This window comes from Marinifilum sp., from assembly GCF_965230805.1.
Lineage (GTDB): Bacteria > Bacteroidota > Bacteroidia > Bacteroidales > Marinifilaceae > Marinifilum.
This window is the reverse complement of record NZ_OZ246019.1, coordinates 919879-939090: the sequence shown is the minus strand read 5'-3', so window position 1 is coordinate 939090 and position 19212 is coordinate 919879. Positions and strand designations below refer to the sequence as shown.

At 37.2% G+C, this 19212-nt stretch carries 13 protein-coding genes; 9 read left to right on the top strand and 4 right to left on the bottom strand.

Annotated features, from left to right (window positions below; genetic code table 11):
* Nucleotides 1-47: 47 nt before the first annotated feature.
* Nucleotides 48-3029: a tetratricopeptide repeat protein gene (locus ACO05S_RS03540; protein ID WP_421920170.1), complete on the bottom strand. Its 2982-nt coding sequence runs from the start codon at nt 3027-3029 to the stop codon at nt 48-50.
* Between the two features lie 368 nt (nt 3030-3397).
* Between ACO05S_RS03540 and argS the strand changes: the two genes are divergently transcribed.
* From argS to ACO05S_RS03515, 5 genes are all read left to right on the top strand, one after another.
* Nucleotides 3398-5191, top strand: a complete 1794-nt coding sequence (argS, locus tag ACO05S_RS03535; RefSeq protein WP_421920169.1) for an arginine--tRNA ligase — start codon at nt 3398-3400, stop codon at nt 5189-5191.
* A gap of 334 nt (nt 5192-5525) precedes the next feature.
* The gene (gene ffh, locus ACO05S_RS03530) at nt 5526-6857 is read left to right on the top strand and encodes a signal recognition particle protein (protein ID WP_421920168.1); all 1332 of its coding nucleotides are present in this window, start codon (nt 5526-5528) and stop codon (nt 6855-6857) included.
* A gap of 267 nt (nt 6858-7124) precedes the next feature.
* Nucleotides 7125-8006 carry a bifunctional 5,10-methylenetetrahydrofolate dehydrogenase/5,10-methenyltetrahydrofolate cyclohydrolase gene (locus ACO05S_RS03525; RefSeq protein ID WP_421920167.1) on the top strand — a complete coding sequence of 294 codons (882 nt, stop codon included), beginning with the start codon at nt 7125-7127 and terminating at the stop codon, nt 8004-8006.
* Nucleotides 8007-8623: 617 nt separating this feature from the next.
* Complete coding sequence (locus ACO05S_RS03520) at nt 8624-8986, top strand: hypothetical protein (RefSeq protein WP_421920166.1); 363 nt, start codon at nt 8624-8626, stop codon at nt 8984-8986.
* Between the two features lie 259 nt (nt 8987-9245).
* On the top strand, nt 9246-9866 hold the full coding sequence (locus tag ACO05S_RS03515; RefSeq protein WP_421920165.1) for a CPBP family intramembrane glutamic endopeptidase: 621 nt from the start codon (nt 9246-9248) through the stop codon (nt 9864-9866).
* A 97-nt stretch (nt 9867-9963) separates the two neighbouring features.
* Here ACO05S_RS03515 and ACO05S_RS03510 read toward each other — a convergent pair whose 3' ends face one another.
* Nucleotides 9964-10494: a CIA30 family protein gene (locus ACO05S_RS03510; RefSeq protein WP_421920164.1), complete on the bottom strand. Its 531-nt coding sequence runs from the start codon at nt 10492-10494 to the stop codon at nt 9964-9966.
* A gap of 342 nt (nt 10495-10836) precedes the next feature.
* Between ACO05S_RS03510 and hypD the strand changes: the two genes are divergently transcribed.
* The 4 genes from hypD to ACO05S_RS03490 all read left to right on the top strand — a co-directional run bounded on the left by hypD (nt 10837) and on the right by ACO05S_RS03490 (nt 17257).
* Nucleotides 10837-13278, top strand: a complete 2442-nt coding sequence (hypD, locus tag ACO05S_RS03505; RefSeq protein ID WP_421920163.1) for a trans-4-hydroxy-L-proline dehydratase — start codon at nt 10837-10839, stop codon at nt 13276-13278.
* Complete coding sequence (locus ACO05S_RS03500; RefSeq protein WP_421920162.1) at nt 13278-14186, top strand: glycyl-radical enzyme activating protein; 909 nt, start codon at nt 13278-13280, stop codon at nt 14184-14186. Before hypD ends, ACO05S_RS03500 begins: the two co-directional genes overlap by 1 nt.
* A gap of 216 nt (nt 14187-14402) precedes the next feature.
* The gene (locus ACO05S_RS03495; protein ID WP_421920161.1) at nt 14403-16451 is read left to right on the top strand and encodes a thioredoxin domain-containing protein; all 2049 of its coding nucleotides are present in this window, start codon (nt 14403-14405) and stop codon (nt 16449-16451) included.
* The gene (locus ACO05S_RS03490; protein ID WP_421920160.1) at nt 16451-17257 is read left to right on the top strand and encodes a M48 family metallopeptidase; all 807 of its coding nucleotides are present in this window, start codon (nt 16451-16453) and stop codon (nt 17255-17257) included. The genes ACO05S_RS03495 and ACO05S_RS03490 overlap by 1 nt, the downstream gene beginning before the upstream one ends.
* 393 nt (nt 17258-17650) lie before the next feature.
* Here ACO05S_RS03490 and ACO05S_RS03485 read toward each other — a convergent pair whose 3' ends face one another.
* Both ACO05S_RS03485 and ACO05S_RS03480 read right to left on the bottom strand, forming a co-directional pair.
* Nucleotides 17651-18331: a rhomboid family intramembrane serine protease gene (locus ACO05S_RS03485; protein WP_421920159.1), complete on the bottom strand. Its 681-nt coding sequence runs from the start codon at nt 18329-18331 to the stop codon at nt 17651-17653.
* Nucleotides 18332-18336: 5 nt separating this feature from the next.
* Nucleotides 18337-19062 carry a cell division ATP-binding protein FtsE gene (locus ACO05S_RS03480; RefSeq protein WP_421920158.1) on the bottom strand — a complete coding sequence of 242 codons (726 nt, stop codon included), beginning with the start codon at nt 19060-19062 and terminating at the stop codon, nt 18337-18339.
* Between the last annotated feature and the right edge of the window lie 150 nt (nt 19063-19212).

Sequence of the window (19212 nt, the reverse complement as noted above, 5' to 3'; positions counted from 1 at the left end):
ACACTAAAAATAGTTTTTTACAGGTATATATTTTAACAAGCGTTCAGTTAGAACTTTAGATTCATATTTTTCCTGATGATTGTTAATAATTCTTCTTCGGTATATGGCTTGGAAATAAATGCATCGCAAGCAGTTTCGTTCATTTGGTTGTTTTCATCTCTAAATGCGTAAGCCGATTGAGCCACAACTGGCACCGAAGGATTTTGTTTTTTGATTTCTTTGGCAGCTTGATAACCATTTATTCTAGGCAATTGAATATCCATTAAAACCAAATCGAAATGATCATCTTGAAATTTTTCAACAGCTTCAATACCATCTTGCGACCATGTTACATTGGCATTTACTTTTTTCAATACTTCATTAATGTATAAGAAATTAGACTCAACATCTTCTGCAACAAGTATGTTTTTTCCTGAAAAATCAAGTGGATTACTTTCTTCTGTTACTGTTTTGGATTGAATTACCGTGTCATCATCAATCAAAAACTCGAAATAAAATTCGCTCCCTTTATCCGGATCGGAGGTAAACCAAATTTTACCACCCAAAAGTTCGGTCAGGTTTTTCGAAATGGTAAGCCCTAAGCCTGTTCCTCCGTGCTGAACCCCATTATTGCTGGCCTGCCTGAAACGATCATATATCAACGCCTGATCCTCGTAAGGTATACCAATTCCAGTATCCTTAACGAAAAATCGAATATAGTTTTCCACTATCTCAATACCAAAATCAATTTTACCTTTTTCGGTAAATTTCATGGCATTTCGAAGTAAGTTGATAAGAATTTGTTTTAGCCTAATCTGGTCGGAATGTATAGAAATATTCTCTATTTGCTTCGGTATATGCAGGTTAATTTGAACATCCGATTTCTCAGATTTACATTTTTCTTCTTCAAACATCTGTCTAAGTTCTTCCAATATAGGATATATATAGAAATTAGACTTTTTAATTTTTAGTTGCTTCGATTCGATCATCGAGATGTCTATGATGTCGTTAACCAATGTAAGAAGGATTTGACCATTATCATTTATCATGTTGGTATAATACTCGTGTTTAGCTTTTGAACTTGTAAAGGACATTAGTTTTGAAAAGCCAATAATCGCATTCATTGGAGTGCGAATTTCATGCGACATATTAGCAAGGAATGCAGTCTTTAATCGGTCTGCTTGTTCTGCCTTTTCTTTGGCTTGTAAAAGTTCGAGAGTTCGAATTTTCACTAAACTTTCAAGGTTTCTTTGATGATCGGCTAATAGAGCTTCTGCTCTTTTACGTTCTTCTATTTGTTTATTTAAATTTATATTGGATTTTTTTACAATGATATAAAACCTGTATACAAAGCCCGAGAATATAACAATTAGCCCAACGATAACGACTAAAAAGGTATTGGTTAATCTTTCTTTTTTAAGTTTTTCTTCTTTCAGAAATTGTTCTTTTGCATGAAGGCGAACTAAATTTTCTCTTTTTTCTTTTTCATTTTGCATTTGGATCCAACCAATTCTATTTTCAGCTTGGGCATTATACAATTGATTGTAAACTGTTACGTAATCTTTATAATAATTAAGCGATTTATCAAACTTTCCCGTTTGCTCATAAATTTCTGACAGGTTTTTGTAGTTTTCTGCTATTAAAGTTTTTCTCTTGATTTTTTTGGCAAGATTTAAGCTGTTTTCCAAATAATGGATGGCATTAGTTATTTCATTTTTAGCTTTGTAAAGTGCAGCCAAGTTGTTATATACCGAACCCAGGCCACCAAGATTTCTGATGTTATTATTAATTCTAACCGATAGATTGAAATAATATTCTGCCTGATTAAAATTCTTCTTTTTGACATGAATTAATCCCATATTGGTATAACATGATGCCATACCCTTTTGGTTGTTGATGCTTTTTTGAATTTGTAAGGATTTTTCGTAATTGGTGAGCGCCATGCTGAGTTTATTCTCTTTAATATAGGCATTTCCTATTTTTCTTAATACATTCGCTTCACCTTTCAGATATCCTATTTTGTGATAAATTTCTATGGATTGGTTATAGTTTTCGATTGCTGATGCATAATCTCGCATTGAATAAATAATCAAACCAAGGTTTTCGTAGCATTTGGCAATGTTTTTCTTTGCTTTCAACTCTTTAAAAAGCTTCAAAGCTTTGTGATGATACTCAATGGCTTTGTCGTTTTGAGCCATGGATTGAAAAACTTCTCCCATTCCCATGTAAGCAGAGGCTATTCCATTTTTCGATCCAAGTTCAAAATTTAAATTTAAAGACTTGGTGTATAAGTTAATTGCAGTATTTCGGTTTCCTAAATTGTTTTGAAGCGAAGCCAGTTGATTCAAGCTGTATGCAACATTTTTATCCAGCTTATTAGATTCACCTATGGCTAGTGCCTTTTTAAAGTATTTGCTTGCCAAATCCGAATTGTTTATTTCTTTGTAAGTGGTGCCAAGCGCATTTAAGGAATAACACGTTCCGGATAGATTATTATACTTTTCGTATAGCTGAAGTGCTTTTTGATAAAAACTTAAGGCTGTGTCGTAATTACAAGTTTCAAATTGAACATTTCCCAAGGCATTGAAGCTATAAGCAAAGGAAAGGGTATCTTTAATGCTCTTTTTTAAATCTAAACTTTTGTTGTAAAACTGATTGGCTTTGGAGTAATCGCATTTAAAGAAATTCAATTCGCCAAAATAGCCATATAAAAAGCTCATTCGAGCTGTATCTCTTACGCTTTCCCAGTAATCAAATGAGGAATTGAAACAACTTTGAGCCAATTCAAGATCGCCTTGGTGCATATAAATTCTTCCCATTAGTTCGTTGGCAAATGCAAACTTATCCATTTGCTCTAGCTCCAAGGATTTATTGGCTAGTAATTTTGCACTTCGTAAGGCTTTGGGATTGTTTTTATAATAGAATGATTCAGCTTCAGCAAGCAATTTGTTTAGATCGGAGATTTTTGTTTCTGAAGGGGCGTAGTGAGAAAATGAGTAAGCATGTATCGCAAATGCAATGCAAATCACCAAAAGGAGCCATTTCTTCATTCGTTTGGGCATATTGAATGTTTAGATTCTTTTCAATTATATAACCATCTATGGTTAAGAGAGTAATGGAACAATTATTTAAACGCAATTTAATACAATCCTATTGCTTGAAAATAATAACTTTTCAAAGGTAAACAATGTCTCTAATATTGATGTTAAATAAATTCTTGTTTTTGAGAGACAGAATAATGTTTAGTGTGAATGACTTTTTTTATATTACGGATAGCAATTCATTTTAATCCTATTATCTTTGCCGATTCAGATTGAGGGACTTAATATCGACTGAATTTGCTTGAGAATGGTAAATGGATAATAGGTCCTATTTTAAGGAAGAGTTTTAAGTAGAATTCGAAATACAGAATTTCCAAATGAGTATTGAAAGTATTATTAAAGACAAAGTAGTTGGAGCCGTTAGTTCTTGTTACGGACAAGATATAGAGGAAAAAACCGTTCAGATTCAAAAAACCCGGCGGGAGTTCGAAGGTGATTTAACTGTTGTTGTTTTTCCATTCCTGCGCTTTTCTAAAAAGTCGCCAGAGGAAACAGCAAATGATTTGGGACAGTTTTTAACTGAAAATATACAGGCGGTATCAACATTTAATGTTGTTAAAGGATTCTTGAATTTGGTAATTGATAATTCACACTGGATTTCTGTACTGAATGAATCTGTAAAGACGGAAAACTACGGATTTACTCCTTTAAAAGAAGGTGCCAAGAAGGTGATGATTGAATATTCATCTCCTAATACTAATAAACCACTTCACTTGGGACACATTCGTAACAACCTGTTAGGTTATTCAGTAGCCCAGATTTTAAAAGCAAATGGTTACGAAGTAATCAAGGTGAACCTGGTAAACGACCGTGGAATTCATATTTGTAAGTCGATGCTGGCGTGGATGCGTTTTGGTGAAGGCGAAACTCCCGAATCAACAGGTATTAAAGGTGATCACTTGGTAGGTAAATACTACGTGAAATTCGATCAGGAATATAAGAAAGAAATTGAAGCTTTAATTGCTGATGGAATGGATGCTGATGAAGCCAAGAAACAAGCTCCATTATTACTAGAAGCTCAAGAGATGTTGCGCAATTGGGAGGCAGGCGATGAAGAAACTGTGGCACTTTGGCGTAAGATGAACGATTGGGTATTGGCAGGTTTCGATATTACTTACAAGAAAATGGGCGTTGATTTCGATAAAGTTTATTTCGAATCAGATACCTACAAGCAAGGAAAGGCAATTGTTGAAAAAGGATTGGCTGATGGTGTACTCTACCAAAAAGATACTGGTTCGGTTTGGGCCAACCTTGAAGCGGATGGACTGGATCACAAACTACTGCTTCGTGATGACGGAACATCGGTATACATGACTCAGGATATTGGAACCGCTTTCGAACGTTTCGACGAGTTTAATATCGACGAGCACATTTATGTGGTTGGGAACGAGCAAAATTATCACTTCCAGGTATTGTCATTAATTCTTGGCAAGCTAGGATACCAGTGGCACGATAAAATTCAGCATCTATCATACGGTATGGTTGAATTGCCCGAAGGTAAAATGAAATCGCGTGAAGGTACTGTTGTGGATGCTGATGATTTAATGCAGGAAATGATAAATACGGCTCGCGAAACATCTAAAGAGCTTGGTAAGCTCGAAGGATACTCAGAAGAAGAAGCAGAAGATGTTTTCGAGAAAGTGGCTATGGGTGCTTTAAAATACTTTATCCTTAAAGTTGATCCCAAGAAAAACATGATGTTTAATCCTAAGGAATCTATCGATTTTAACGGGAATACAGGGCCTTTTATTCAGTATACTTACGCTCGAATTCAATCGGTGGTAAGAAAAGCAGTTGATGCTGGTTTTGAAATTCCCGAAGCGGCTTCATCTAATTTAAATATCTCCGAAAAGGAATCATTCTTAATTCAGATGCTTGCAAATTACCCAACTGTGATTAAAGATGCGGGTAAAGAAACCAGTCCTGCTCAAATTTCGAACTATGTATACGATTTGGTGAAAGAGTACAATCAATTCTATCACGATCATCCAATTGCTAAAGAGGAAAATACCGACCTAAGAGCTTTCCGTTTGGTTTTATCTAAGCAAATCGGAGAAATAATTAAATCAGGCATGAGCCTGCTGGGAATTGGTGTTCCGGAAAGAATGTAATTTTATAATACAGGATATGGCAAAGCAGATCTTCAAATTGAGGATCTGCTTTTTTAGTATTCTTTACCTCACCCAATCTTCCTGCTTCTTTATACTTAGTTGTATGATGCGTTTCAAATAAGGAGGGGTTTCAATAAACCAAAGAGTACACGAAGAAATACAGAGAAATAATTAACCTCTATGTTTCTCTGTGTCATCCTGTGCTTGTTTTATTTATTTGACTTCAGATTCCACATTTCAATTTGTTTACACTTTTCTTGACTTTTCTATCTGATTCACTTTAGCTCTACGCATATTTTTTTATTTTTGCAGGGAAATATAAATACGTACAATAATGTTTGAAAATCTTAACGAAAGACTTGAGCGGTCGTTCAAAATATTAAAAGGACAAGGAAAAATTACAGAAATCAATGTGGCCGAAACATTGAAGGATGTAAGACGTGCTTTATTGGATGCCGATGTGAACTTTAAAATTGCCAAGTCGTTTACCAATACCGTAAAAGAAAAAGCATTAGGACAAAACGTACTTACTGCTCTGAAACCAAACCAGGTGATGGTGAAAATTGTTCACGATGAGCTGGCTGAGTTAATGGGTGGAACTCATGTTGATATCAACACTCAGGGAAAACCTGCCGTTATATTAATTGCCGGATTGCAAGGTTCCGGTAAAACCACATTCTCAGGGAAATTAGCGAACTTGTTAAAAGCAAAACGCTCTAAGAATCCTTTGCTGGTTGCCTGTGATGTGTATCGTCCTGCTGCGATTGATCAGTTGCATGTGTTAGGAGAGCAAATCGGCGTTCCGGTATTTTCTGATAGAGAAAATAAGAATCCGGTTAAAATTGCCCAAGCTGCCATTAAAGAAGCCAAAGAAAAGGGTAATGATCTTGTAATTGTCGATACGGCCGGCCGTTTGGCAATCGATGAGGACATGATGAATGAGATCGAAGCGGTTAAAAAAGCAATCGATCCAAGCGAAACTCTTTTTGTAGTTGATTCGATGACTGGTCAGGATGCGGTTAATACTGCCAAAGAGTTTAACGACAGATTGAATTTCGATGGTGTTGTTCTTACCAAATTAGACGGTGATACTCGTGGTGGTGCTGCCTTATCAATTCGTTCGGTAGTTAACAAGCCAATTAAATTTGTGGGTACAGGCGAAAAAATGGAGGCTCTTGATGTTTTCCACCCCGAACGTATGGCCGATCGTATTTTGGGTATGGGTGATATCGTATCGCTTGTAGAGCGTGCTCAAGAACAATTCGACGCTGAGGAGGCTAAGAAACTTCAAAGGAAGATTGCCAAAAACCAATTCAACTTTAACGATTTCTTGTCTCAGATTTCTCAGATCAAGAAAATGGGTAATCTTAAAGATTTGGCTTCTATGATTCCTGGTGTAGGAAAAGCATTAAAGAATATCGATATCGATGATGATGCCTTTAAAGGTGTTGAGGCGATTATCTTCTCAATGACTCCCGCAGAACGTGAAGATCCAAAATTGATTAATGGTTCGAGAAGAAAAAGAATTGCCGATGGTTCCGGTTCTACCATTCAGGATGTGAACCGACTGATTAAGCAATTCGACGAGACCAGGAAATTAATGAAAATGATGTCTAAAGGCGGAAACATGACCAAAGCGATGGGTAACATGGGACGCAGAAGATAATAAATTGAAAACCCCAAATGCTTGACTCTGCGGTCAGGCATTTTTTTTAAATAACCTGTACCTGATATAAGAATTTGATTGAAGCTTGTAAATTTTTAATTATTACATTGGATTAATCAAAAAAGTATCAAGTGCAAAGTATCAAGATAAAAGGCAAATACGATATTATTCTTGATACTTCTTTTTTATAAGATAAAACTAATTGTATTGTAGTCAATTGCAGTGTCAACTTAGATCGAACTAACATTAACAACAAAGCTAACAGACATGGAATTAATCGACGGGAAAAAAATTTCGAACGAGGTGAAGCAGGAAATTGCAGCCGAAGTAGAACAAATTAAAAAAGCAGGTGGAAAAACACCACATCTTGCTGCTATGATTGTTGGACACGATGGTGCAAGCGAAACTTACGTTGCAGCTAAAGTGAAAGCTTGTCATGCGGTAGGTTTCGAATCTTCAGAATTTCGTTTCGAGGATGACATTACGGAAGAGCAACTTTTAGAAGAAATCCGTAAGGTAAACAACAACGATAACATCGACGGTTTGATTGTTCAGTTGCCACTTCCAAAGCACATTTCTGAAACTAAGGTGATTGAAACCATTCGTCCCGAAAAAGATGTTGATGGATTCCACCCAATGAACGTAGGTAAAATGGTAGCTAGTCTTCCAACTTACCTTCCTGCAACACCAGCAGGTATCGTTGAGTTGCTGAAGCGTTACAATGTTGAAACATCAGGTAAAAACTGTGTGGTAATTGGTCGTTCGAATATTGTTGGTACACCAATGAGTGTGCTAATGTCGCGCAAAGCCGCTTATGGCGATTGCACCGTTACTTTGTGTCACAGCAGAACCAAAAATATTGCAGAAATTACCCGTCAAGCGGATATCGTAATTGTGGCTTTAGGTATGATGGAATTCCTTACCGGTGATATGGTGAAAGAAGGTGCTGTAATTATTGATGTAGGTATCCACCGTGTGAAGTCTGATAAAACCAAGTCGGGATGGAAATTGAAAGGAGATGTAAACTTCGATGAGGTAGCACCTAAAGCATCATTTATTACTCCTGTTCCAGGTGGTGTTGGATCAATGACAATTGTTTCATTGCTTCAAAACACTCTATTGGCAAGTAAAAAAGAGATTTACAAATAGATTTTCTGATATAACAATATTATTCAAGCAGGCTTCTAAATTTAGGAGCCTGTTTTTTATGCTCCTAAGATTTGCAATCATAGGAGCTTGGAGGATGAGATTTTTAATCTCACTTATTAGCTGTTGAGATAAATATCTCATACTCTAAACTTGTTAATTTTAAATACACAGGAGCGCAGATTGCCTTGTATCTAACAATTCATAAAATTTAGGAGATTTAGTTTGTTATAGTGATTTTTTTCTTCGTTCTACCTGCTATCCGCATCGTTCGGGTGACCATCTGCACGCTCTTTGTTAATAAATGCAATGCATTTCGCAGGTCTCTCGACACCTTTGGCAGGTAGAACGATGCAGTTGGCAGGAAATACGCACGCAATGACAGGTAGAACAATGCAAATGCCAACTCGTAGTGTACCAATAACAGGATTTACTTTGACATCGGGCATCAGGAGTTGACCAATGATAGCTAAAAGTTATACATTGCTAAGGGCGAAGGGAATGTTTGCAATAATACATTCGTTCGAGGCGCAGCACTGCCAGTCCTTTACAATTTATATAAAGTAGATTTTGAAAATCATTTCTCTCTGATTAGATTTGCAGCATTCAAAACTACAATCATGGCACAAGATTTTAATGACTTAGTCGATTTTTATCACGAAAAGAAAATTGATGGAATGGATTTCTCTCAAATCCGAAAAGAAATGAAAGAGAAAGGTATTGAAGAGGATACCATTAAAAATGTGGTTAGAGAAATCGATAATAAAATTCTTTCGGGCGAAGTAAAGAAATCAGGAAAACTAAAGGCAAGAGAATTAAGACTAATTGGTTGGACACTAATGATTCTTGGTGGAATTGCAACCTTAGGAACACATTTTAATTGGTTTGATGTTAAAGGATATTACATTATTGCATACGGACCGGTTATAGCCGGATATTTACTGATTGTTGCTGCCAGAAGAGCACAAAAAAGAAATTCTTAACCCGCATCAGGTAATGGTCAGATTTCATCTCGATTTGATGATTTTTTATCAGGATTTATGGTCATTTAATCCACAAAAACAGTAGCAATTTTATGACAGATTTACGTTTGTCAATAAAATCATAACATTCCTAAATTCCAGAGGCATTTTTAAAACAAATTTGCCTCTTTTTTTGTAAATTATATAGAACGAATCTTAATAAGAAGAATCTTTTTATTCTGATTGTTTTTTTGTTTTCTGTTTTAAAATTGGGGGTGATATGAGAAGATTGTATTTGTGGACGGAAATGTTGTTCTTGTTTATTGGTTTGCCATTATTGTATTATTTCGAAATGATTCCGGTTCACAAGGCAATTCCTCTTGTGCTTGTCTTTTTATATTGTCTTTACATTGTTATCAAAGACAAAAAATTTGATCGTGAAATTTTCAGAATCAAAAGAGATTATCCGTGGCAGGACTTTCTGCTTAAAGGCTCGATTCTTTTAATCATTACCTCCATTTGGGTTTATGTATTTAGAGCCGATGTGTTTTTTCACCTGCCCCGTAACAATTTCTGGATTTGGCTGGCAGTAATTGTGACTTATCCCATATGGTCGGCTTATACTCAGGAATTTATTTTTAGGGCTTTCTATTATCACCGATACAAGAAATTATTCTCAAATCCTGTGGTAATGCTACTGGTTAACGCGCTTTGTTTTGCCATGGCTCACATCATCTTCCGTAACTGGGTGGCACTGATTTTTACTTTTGTAGGAAGTTTAATATTCTCTTACACTTATTTGCGCAACAAGTCGCTAAATGCGGTGTTTTTGGAGCATTCTCTTTATGGGAATATTCTTTTTACCAATGGCTTGGGGATTTATTTCTATCTACCGATGTAAAATGCCATTTATCAGATTGTTTTTGAGAAGCGAAAATTAATATTCACCAGACGCTAATGGACAAATATTAAAAACCATCTTCCATTATCAATTGATTTTACTTCAAGGCAATCCACTTGATTTTTAATTTAAAATCTTCTGCTTTTTTGTTGACAATTAAAAAGGCTAGCTCCGACAATTGTGCGGCATAAAAATTTGGATAACTTAATCGTCTGCCTCTAAAACTGGCATAGAAATCTTTGAAAGGGATCTCAATAACTTGCCAATCGCCTGTTGTTGAAAAGTAGTTGATGTGCGAATGAGCTTGAGAAAGCTGTGATTTTAATCGAATCTGATAACGCTTGCCATCTCCCTTTATCTTCATAATGATTTTAGAATGCTTTTCGATTTCAATCGGATCAAACATATGCTTTACCATTGCAAAGCCTCCATTGTTTTCGAGAGAAACATAGCCTTTAAACACGGCACAGCTGTCACCATTCAAGAAAAATCCCGAATCCGACCTGCCACCCATAACCACATCATTTACAATGTACCAATCCGATAGATTCGAAGAGTTGGTGAAATCGGCCAAAACTTTTGTGTCAGCATTCGTTAACATCTGGAATAGAATTAATAGTGTTGCCATACTTTTAAAACAAGTATTGTGCCGAAATGTTTTGGAGGAGTTTATAGATTAACTTTAGATTGCTAACAATTTACTTTATTTGTTTCTCAGATGATAATATTTCGTAAATTTGGTTCAGTCAAAAGATGTTATCATGTGCTTTAATCATACTTTAACATACAGTTACCGCAGACTTTTTAGTTGTTTAATCATCTATTCCTAAACAATTCATCCTTTCCGGGCAATGTATTGATACATATTGCCAATCCAATCTATATTTAAATTGCTAGTGCTGAATTTCTGATTGGGAAATAGCACGCAGTACCTAAAAGCTTTGTGTAGAACAGATTAATAGAAAATACAATGACAATAGATAAAAGTATTCCGCAAAGAACGGCCAAATCTTTAAGTAACTTCGACAGAAATAAGGGAGAAAGACCAGGCATGAACGATAGAATTGAGCTGCTTAGAAAGATAAGTGTAGATACAGAACCATCCCTTTCCATTGAGCGTGCCTTAATCGAGACTGAATTTTACAAAGAAAACTATGGCAAGTACTCCATTCCTGTACTTCGTGCCAAAACCTTTTTTGAAATCTGTAAGCAGAAAACCATATACATTGGCGATGGAGAATTGATTGTTGGAGAACGTGGTCCTTCACCTAAATCGGTTCCAACTTTTCCGGAACTGACTTGCCACAGCGTAGATGATTTAACTGTTCTAAACACTCGTGAATTGCAACGCTACACCATTTCGCAGGAAGATATTGATACCTACGCCAAAGAGGTAATTCCCTATTGGGAAGGACGAACTCAACGAGAACGTATTTTTAATCATGTTCCACAGGAGTGGAAAGCAGCTTATGAAGCCGGCTTGTTTACCGAGTTTATGGAACAACGTGCACCAGGACATACTACTTTAGATGGAAAGATATACCAGAAAGGACTGCTCGATTTTAAAAAGGATATTCAGGATCACATCAAGCGTTTGGATTATATGAACGATTCCGAAGCTACCGATAAGTTAGAGGAGCTTCAGGCAATGGCAATTTCTTGCGATGCTGCCATTCTCTTATCGGAACGTCATGCCGAACTGGCTGAAGAATTGGCTGCAAATGAAAACGATGAGGCAAGAAAGACTGAGCTGTTAAGAATTGCAGAGGTTTGTCGTTGGGTTCCTGCCAATGCCCCCCGAACATTTTGGGAAGCCATTCAGATGTATTGGTGGATGCACCTGGGAACCATTACTGAACTGAATGGTTGGGATGCAATGAATCCCGGTCACTTCGATCAGCACTTGGAGCCTTTCTACATTAAAGAAACGGCTGAAGGGACTCTATGCAGAGAGGCAGCCAAAGAGTTGCTTTCCTGTTTTTGGATTAAAGTGAACAATCAGCCGGCACCTCCAAAAGTGGGTATTACTGCACGCGAAAGTGGCACATATAACGATTTTACCAATATCAATATTGGTGGGGTAAGAAGAGATGGATCAGACGGTGTAAGCGAGGTTTCCTATATCATGCTCGACATTATTGAAGATTTGCACATTTTGCAGCCGGGTAGCTCAATTCATATTAGTGCTCGTACTCCGGAAAGATTTCTAAAAGCTGGCTGTAATGTAATTCGACAGGGACATGGTTATCCTTCGGTTTTCAATCCGGATGTTTACATCATGGAGATGTTGGGACATGGAAAAAGCATTGAAGATGCTCGTGAAGGAGGATGCAGTGGCTGTATCGAAGTGGGAGCCTTTGGAAAGGAAGCTTATGTACTGACTGGTTATTTGAATGTTCCAAAAATATTGGAAGTAACATTAAACAACGGAATCGATCCGCTTACCGGCAAAAAAGTGGGTATCGAAACTGGTGATCCACGGACTTTTTCTTCCTACAATGAGTTGTACAACGCATTTTTAAAACAATTAAATTTTGTTGTCGATCAGAAAATTAGGGTGAGCAATTACATCGACAGAATGTTTGCCAAATATGCACCAGCTCCTTTGCTTTCTGTATTAACTGATGATTGTATTGCAAAAGGCAGAGACTATTACAATGCCGGGCCGCGTTACAATACCAACTACATTCAGTGTACCGGATTGGGAACTGTTACCGATAGTTTATCAACTTTAAAGAAACATGTTTTTGAGGATGAGAATTTTAGTATGGATACCATTCTTGATGCTGTAGCTGATAATTTTAAAGGCGAAGAGGTGCTGCGTCAAACCATTCTGAACAATACGCCATTCTTCGGAAACGATGAGGATGATGCCGATGATATTGCAGTAAGCGTGTACAATGATTTATTGGCTGCCATTGATGGAAAACCAAATACAAAAGGAGAAGCTTTCCACCTGAATATGCTGTCAACTACTTGTCATGTTTACTTTGGCAAGGTAATGGGAGCCACACCAAATGGCAGGCTGGCAGGAAAATCGATATCTGATGGAACATCTCCATCGCATGGATGTGATACTCATGGACCATCAGCAGTAATTCGCTCGCTTACCAAGATAGATCATACAAAATCAGGTGGAACCTTACTGAATCAGCGTTTCTTACCAAGTTTGCTAAAACGGGAAGAAGACATCAGTAAATTGGCAAAACTAATTAGATCTTACTTCTCGTTGGGGGGGCATCATATCCAATTTAATATTGTTGATACAGCAACTTTATTGGCAGCACAAAAATGTCCGGAAGATTACAAGGATTTATTGGTGAGAATGGCAGGATACAGTGATTATTTCAATGATATGAATGAAGATCTGCAGCAGGAAGTAATCGACAGAACAGAAAATGAATCGTTTTAATGAGCCAGACTTTAATTTTTGATATTAAAAGGTACGCAATTAACGATGGACCGGGAATCAGGGTGACAATCTTTTTCAAAGGTTGTCCCTTATCTTGTGTATGGTGCCATAATCCTGAAAGCATATCACCATTTGCGCAAAAAATGTATGCCGAGTCGAAATGCATTGGCTCTGTAAAATGCATAGAGGTATGTCCCGAATCAGCTTTGAAGCTCACAAAGCAAGGTATAGTTACTGATATTGAAAAGTGTACATTGTGTGGAAAGTGTGCGGTGGTATGTCCTACCAAGGCCATCGAAATGTCGGGTAAAGTGTACTCGGGTGAGGAATTGGTGAGAATCATCGAAAGAGAAACCATTTTCTTTGATCATTCGGAAGGTGGTGTTACTTTCTCGGGAGGAGAGCCATTAATGCATCACAAAAGTTTGATTGAAATTTTGGACAAGTGCAAAGAGAGGGACATTCACAGAGTAGTGGATACCACCTTGTTTGCCAATTCTGAAATTGTGTTGGAGGTTGCCAAACGAACCAATTTGTTTTTGGTGGACTTTAAGGCTTTCGAGTCGGAGGTTCACAAAAAATATACTGGGGTGAACAATGAGTTGATATTACAAAATATTCAGCTCCTGGCAGAAAACAATATCGATTTTATCATTCGCATTCCCTTTATTAAGGGCGTAAACACTGATGAAGAAACAATAATAAGAATGGCGGATTTCTTGTCGGCAATTCCTTGGAAACGCAAGGAAGTGAATCTGTTGCCTTATCACGATGTGGGAAAACACAAGCACACAAAATTAGGTTCTGAATACCTGGTTGAGGATCTTGAAGTGCCAAGTGAAGAGGAACTGGAAAGAGCACAAAAAATATTTGCCGGGTTTGGAATCTCAGCAAGCCTTGGTGGATAAAAAGAAAAAAATGTTGGTTTAAAAGCAGCGGTACACATTATGGTATTGCTGCTTTTTTTATTTAACGTCGAACTCACGTTATTTAGAATTGTTAAGAATAAATTCTATCTTTAATAGATGTCAAAAACGATAGAAAGATATAGGCTTATTTACTTGTTCGTTATTGTTACTTGTTTGTTCTCTATAAAATCTTTCTCTCAGATTAATAAGAAAAAAATGAAAGCACAACATACAAATCGTTTGTCGAAAGAGAACAGTCCCTATTTACTGCAGCATGCGCATAACCCGGTTGATTGGTATCCCTGGGGAGAAGAGGCTTTGCAAAAAGCAAACGATGAGAATAAAGTAATTTTGGTAAGTATTGGTTATGCAGCTTGTCACTGGTGTCATGTTATGGAACGCGAGAGTTTCGAGAATGAAGAAATTGCCAAGATCATGAACCGTTTTTTTGTTTGTATAAAGGTTGACAGGGAAGAACGGCCCGATATCGATCGAATTTATATGGATGCCGTGCAATTAATGACTGGCAGTGGTGGGTGGCCATTAAATTGTTTTGCCATGCCCGATGGGAAACCATTTTTTGGAGGAACGTATTTTCGTCCAAACGATTGGCTTAGGGTATTACAGGGAATTCAGAATGCTTGGCTGAACGAAAAAGATAAAGTAGAGAAAGTGGCAAGGCAAATTTCCGAAGGTGTTCGATCCAATGAGTTGATAGAGAGTAAATCTGAAGCGAAAGGCTTTGACTTGGATGAGCTTCGGAAAGGCTATGTGGATTGGGAGAAACAATTTGATGCTGTTCACGGAGGAGATAGAAGAGCTCCAAAGTTTCCACTTCCAAATTCCTTGCAGTATTTGCTGCGATATTACCATGCTACTAAGGAACAATCAAGTTTGGATCATGTGGTGCTTACGCTGTATAAAATGGCGGCAGGAGGAATTTACGATCAGATTGGAGGTGGATTTGCCAGGTATTCGGTAGATGCCATCTGGAAAGTTCCACACTTCGAAAAAATGCTTTACGACAATGCTCAATTGATTAGCTTGTATGCCGACGCTTACAGCCTGACCAAAATTCCGGAATTTAAAAAGGTGATAGAAGAAACATTGGAATTTGTCGATCGGGAGCTGAGTCTGCCAAATGGTGGTTTCTTTTCTTCTTTGGATGCAGATAGCGAGGGTGTTGAAGGAAAATTTTATGTGTGGGAAAAATCAGAAATAGATGAATTGCTAAAAGAGGACTCAGAATGGTTTTGTGAGTTTTATGGCGTAACAGAAAAAGCAAATTGGGAAGAAGGTAATATCTTAATGATATCCGCCGATAGGCTGGAATTGATTGCCAAATATGGAATGTCGCAAGAGGAGTTTGAGAGCAAATTGAAGCATTGTTCAGACCTGCTTTTGGAATATCGCGAAAGCAGGATTAAACCAGGTTTGGATGATAAAAGCCTTACCAGCTGGAATGCATTAATGATAAAAGGATATGTTGATGCCTACAAAGCTTTGGGACAATATAAATATCTCGAAAGAGCCGAAAAAGCCATGGCTTTTATCGAGGCTAATTTGTTCAAAGGAGAATCGAAATTGTATCGAAACCATAAGGATGGAAACTCCAAAATTAATGCGTTTTTAGATGATTATTCATTTACAATTGAAGCATACATTGCATTGTACCAAGCGGGTTTTAAGGAAGAGTATCTGTTAAAGGCAGACAAGCTGGTACAGAAGGTAATGAAACACTTTTCTGATGAAAAATCCGGAATGTTCTTTTACACTTCCGATGAAGATCCTGATTTAATTGCGAGAAAAATGGAATTGATCGACAATGTAATTCCATCATCCAATTCATCAATGGCGAAGTCCTTATATTTGTTGGGAACCTATTTTGAAAACGAGCTTTATCTGCAAAGAGCAAAGCAGATGATATCCAATGTAAAAGATCGATTGGTTAAATCTCAGGCCTATCATTCCAATTGGGGACAATTGTTTTTTTGCTTGACAAATTCAACTTACCAAATCGTGATTACAGGAGATAATGCTGTGAAGGAGAAACAAAAAATTGAATCTTTGTTCTTGCCCAATGTAATAATAGCAGGAAGCACAACAGAAAGTGATATGCCTTTGTTGAAAAATCGCTATGTTCCAAATCAAACTACTTTTTATCTTTGTAAAAATAGAACATGTAAAATTCCCCTTACTAGTGCAGAGGAATTACTGAAACAATTTCAAGCAGAACTATCAGAACAAACTAAAAATCAAAAATAATGGCAAATAAAAAAATCCGTAACATAGCATTAACAGGCTTTGTATTGTTTATGGCAGCATGTGCTACAGTGCCAATTACAGGACGCAAGCAAATGAATCTTTTTCCCGAAAGTGAAATGATAGCCACAAGCCTTACTCAGTATGATACTTTTTTGAGTGAAAATAAACTGTCTGCAGATAAGGCGAAGACAGCGATGGTAAAATCTTGTGGACATCGCATTGCCAAAGCGGTAGAGGAATTTATGAATGCCAATGGCATGGGGGATAGGGTAGCCAATTTTAAATGGGAATTTAATTTGATAGATGACGATACCCCTAATGCTTGGTGTATGCCCGGCGGAAAAGTTGTTTTTTACACCGGAATTTTACCTTACACGAAAACTGAGGATGGCCTGGCAGTGGTTATGGGACATGAGATTGCTCACGCCGTTGCTCGTCATGGAAATGAGAGAATGAGTCAGCAAATGGGAATGCAAGCTTTAGGACAAGGTCTGGCAATTGCATTAAGCGAAAAACCTGCGCAAACACAGCAAATATGGATGACTGCTTTTGGAGTTGGATCAAATGTTGGTGTGATTTTACCATTTTCACGAGCTCACGAAAATGAAGCCGATAAATTGGGGCTAATCTTTATGGCTATGGCAGGATATAATCCATCCGAAGCTGTAGAATTCTGGAAAAGAATGAGTGAGATTGGCGGACAAAAACCACCTGAGTATTTATCTACTCATCCGTCTGATGCGACTCGTGTGAAAAACATGCAGGAATTTCTTCCCGAGGCGATGAAATATTATAAAAAGAGATAATATTTTTGTGTTTTGCAATGGTAATACTGGTAGAATACCATTTCTAATGGCATCTTCAATTTTAACACAAGCCTTCTGAAAAGCCTATATCTGTTAGTTCGTTTCGCTACAGGAGGGTGTTTTTGACTACAGGCGTCTCATTTTTGCTACAGGAGGGGGAAATCTGGCTACAGACGCCTCATTTTGGCTACAGGCGTATCAAATATCGCTACAGGAATACATAAATTGGCTACAGGCGATGTATTTTGGCTACAGGCGTGTGAAAACGGTTGAAAGCCTACAATTGTTGATTTGTTTTCCAACTGGAAGATCAAACTCGCCAACTGGAGGCTTTTTTTACCAAGCTAATGAAGTGATTTCTCTGTTAATCCTGTTTGTTTTATCACTTTATACTTATTTGCGCAATTCTTCTTTGTTTTCAAGAGCTTCCGAATTCCAGATTTCCTCAGGAATGCTCTCGTCATCATCAGGAATAATGGGCTGAGGTTTTTGAGGGCCTTTATTCCTGTATGCCAAAGCATAGGTTAAACCAGATATTGCTCCAAATAAATGCCCTTCCCAGGAAACGTCTTTTAAGATGGGAAAAATTCCCCAAAACATTCCTCCATAGAGAAAAACAACCACAAATGATATGGCAATTAGTCGATAGTAGTTGCGAAAAATTCCACTAAAAAAAAGGAAAGAAGCAAAGGAATAAACCAAGCCACTTGCTCCAATATGATAGGCTTCTCTGGCTCCAATCCATACCAGGATATTGGTACTTAGGTAACACAGAATGAAAATCCGGTAAGAAAGTGGTCGGTAAAAATAAAAAATGCCCCAACTCAGCACAAGAAAAGGTACCGAATTGGCCATTAAATGTTTAAAATCGCTATGAATCAAAGGGCTTGTTACAATTCCTGGCAATCCTTTTGTGTGAAGAGGGAAGATTCCCAATTGGGTAAAGTCTAAAGCTAAGCCCCATTCAAAGATTTTAATCAACCATATCAAAATCAAAAAAGCAATCGGAAAAATTAAACTGTGCTTTAGTTTTAATTGCTCAAATTTTTTGTTGTATGGCTGGTTTGCTTTCAAATAACTTACTGATTGGTTTCATTTTTTTCTTCGGAAGTTGAAGACTCGGATTCCGACATTGATTTGTCAACCAACTTGCCATTGATACACTCAACTGTTCTGGCCGGGAACTTTTTAAGCAAATCATGTTGATGAGTAGCCATTACCACAGTTCGTCCATTTTTACTGATATCCATTAGCAATTCTGCCAATTCATCGGAGGTTTCAGGATCTAAATTTCCTGTTGGCTCATCGGCCAAAATAATATCAGGAGAATTAAGAAGTGCACGTGCAATTACCACGCGTTGCTGTTCTCCGCCAGAAAGCTCATGTGGCATTTTATAGCCTTTGTTGCCCATGTGAACTTTTTCGAGAACTTCTACAATGCGGTTTTCAATTTCTTGCTTGTTTTTCCAACCTGTTGCTTTTAGCACAAACACAAGATTATCTTTCACACTTCTATCGGTAAGCAGCTGAAAATCTTGAAATACAATTCCAATTTTTCTTCTCAGAAAAGGGATCTGCTTGCGCTTGATAATGGGTAAATAGAAACCTGCAACAGAACCATCGCCATCGTTTAGTGGTAAATCAGCATATAAAGTTTTAAGCAGACTTGATTTACCACTTCCCACTTTACCAATTAGATATACAAATTCGCTTTTGTCGATTTTTAGATTTACATCGGTAAGTATAATGTTATCCGCTTGACGGATTGTAGCATTCTTTAGTTCAATGATTGCAGATTCTGACATGTAAGTTCTTTTTTCTTGGTACAAACAAATGTGTCGATTTACAAATCTAAAAAATTATTTCTCGCAATGCTTTTTTACTTGCTAATAATTCCCAACAGCTTAGGCAATTTTTGTGAATAAGCTTCGTTTGAGATTTAAATCTGATTTCTA

Excerpts from the sequence above, each read along its gene's own strand:
- ACO05S_RS03495 (WP_421920161.1), top strand. The coding sequence starts at position 14,403 with ATGAAAGCACAACATACAAATCGTTTGTCGAAAGAGAACAGTCCCTAT.
- hypD (WP_421920163.1), top strand. The coding sequence starts at position 10,837 with ATGACAATAGATAAAAGTATTCCGCAAAGAACGGCCAAATCTTTAAGT.
- argS (WP_421920169.1), top strand. The coding sequence starts at position 3,398 with ATGAGTATTGAAAGTATTATTAAAGACAAAGTAGTTGGAGCCGTTAGT.
- ACO05S_RS03510 (WP_421920164.1), bottom strand. The coding sequence starts at position 10,494 with ATGGCAACACTATTAATTCTATTCCAGATGTTAACGAATGCTGACACA.
- ACO05S_RS03540 (WP_421920170.1), bottom strand. The coding sequence starts at position 3,029 with ATGAAGAAATGGCTCCTTTTGGTGATTTGCATTGCATTTGCGATACAT.
- ffh (WP_421920168.1), top strand. The coding sequence starts at position 5,526 with ATGTTTGAAAATCTTAACGAAAGACTTGAGCGGTCGTTCAAAATATTA.
- ACO05S_RS03480 (WP_421920158.1), bottom strand. The coding sequence starts at position 19,062 with ATGTCAGAATCTGCAATCATTGAACTAAAGAATGCTACAATCCGTCAA.
- ACO05S_RS03515 (WP_421920165.1), top strand. The coding sequence starts at position 9,246 with ATGAGAAGATTGTATTTGTGGACGGAAATGTTGTTCTTGTTTATTGGT.
- ACO05S_RS03500 (WP_421920162.1), top strand. The coding sequence starts at position 13,278 with ATGAGCCAGACTTTAATTTTTGATATTAAAAGGTACGCAATTAACGAT.
- ACO05S_RS03525 (WP_421920167.1), top strand. The coding sequence starts at position 7,125 with ATGGAATTAATCGACGGGAAAAAAATTTCGAACGAGGTGAAGCAGGAA.
- ACO05S_RS03520 (WP_421920166.1), top strand. The coding sequence starts at position 8,624 with ATGGCACAAGATTTTAATGACTTAGTCGATTTTTATCACGAAAAGAAA.
- ACO05S_RS03490 (WP_421920160.1), top strand. The coding sequence starts at position 16,451 with ATGGCAAATAAAAAAATCCGTAACATAGCATTAACAGGCTTTGTATTG.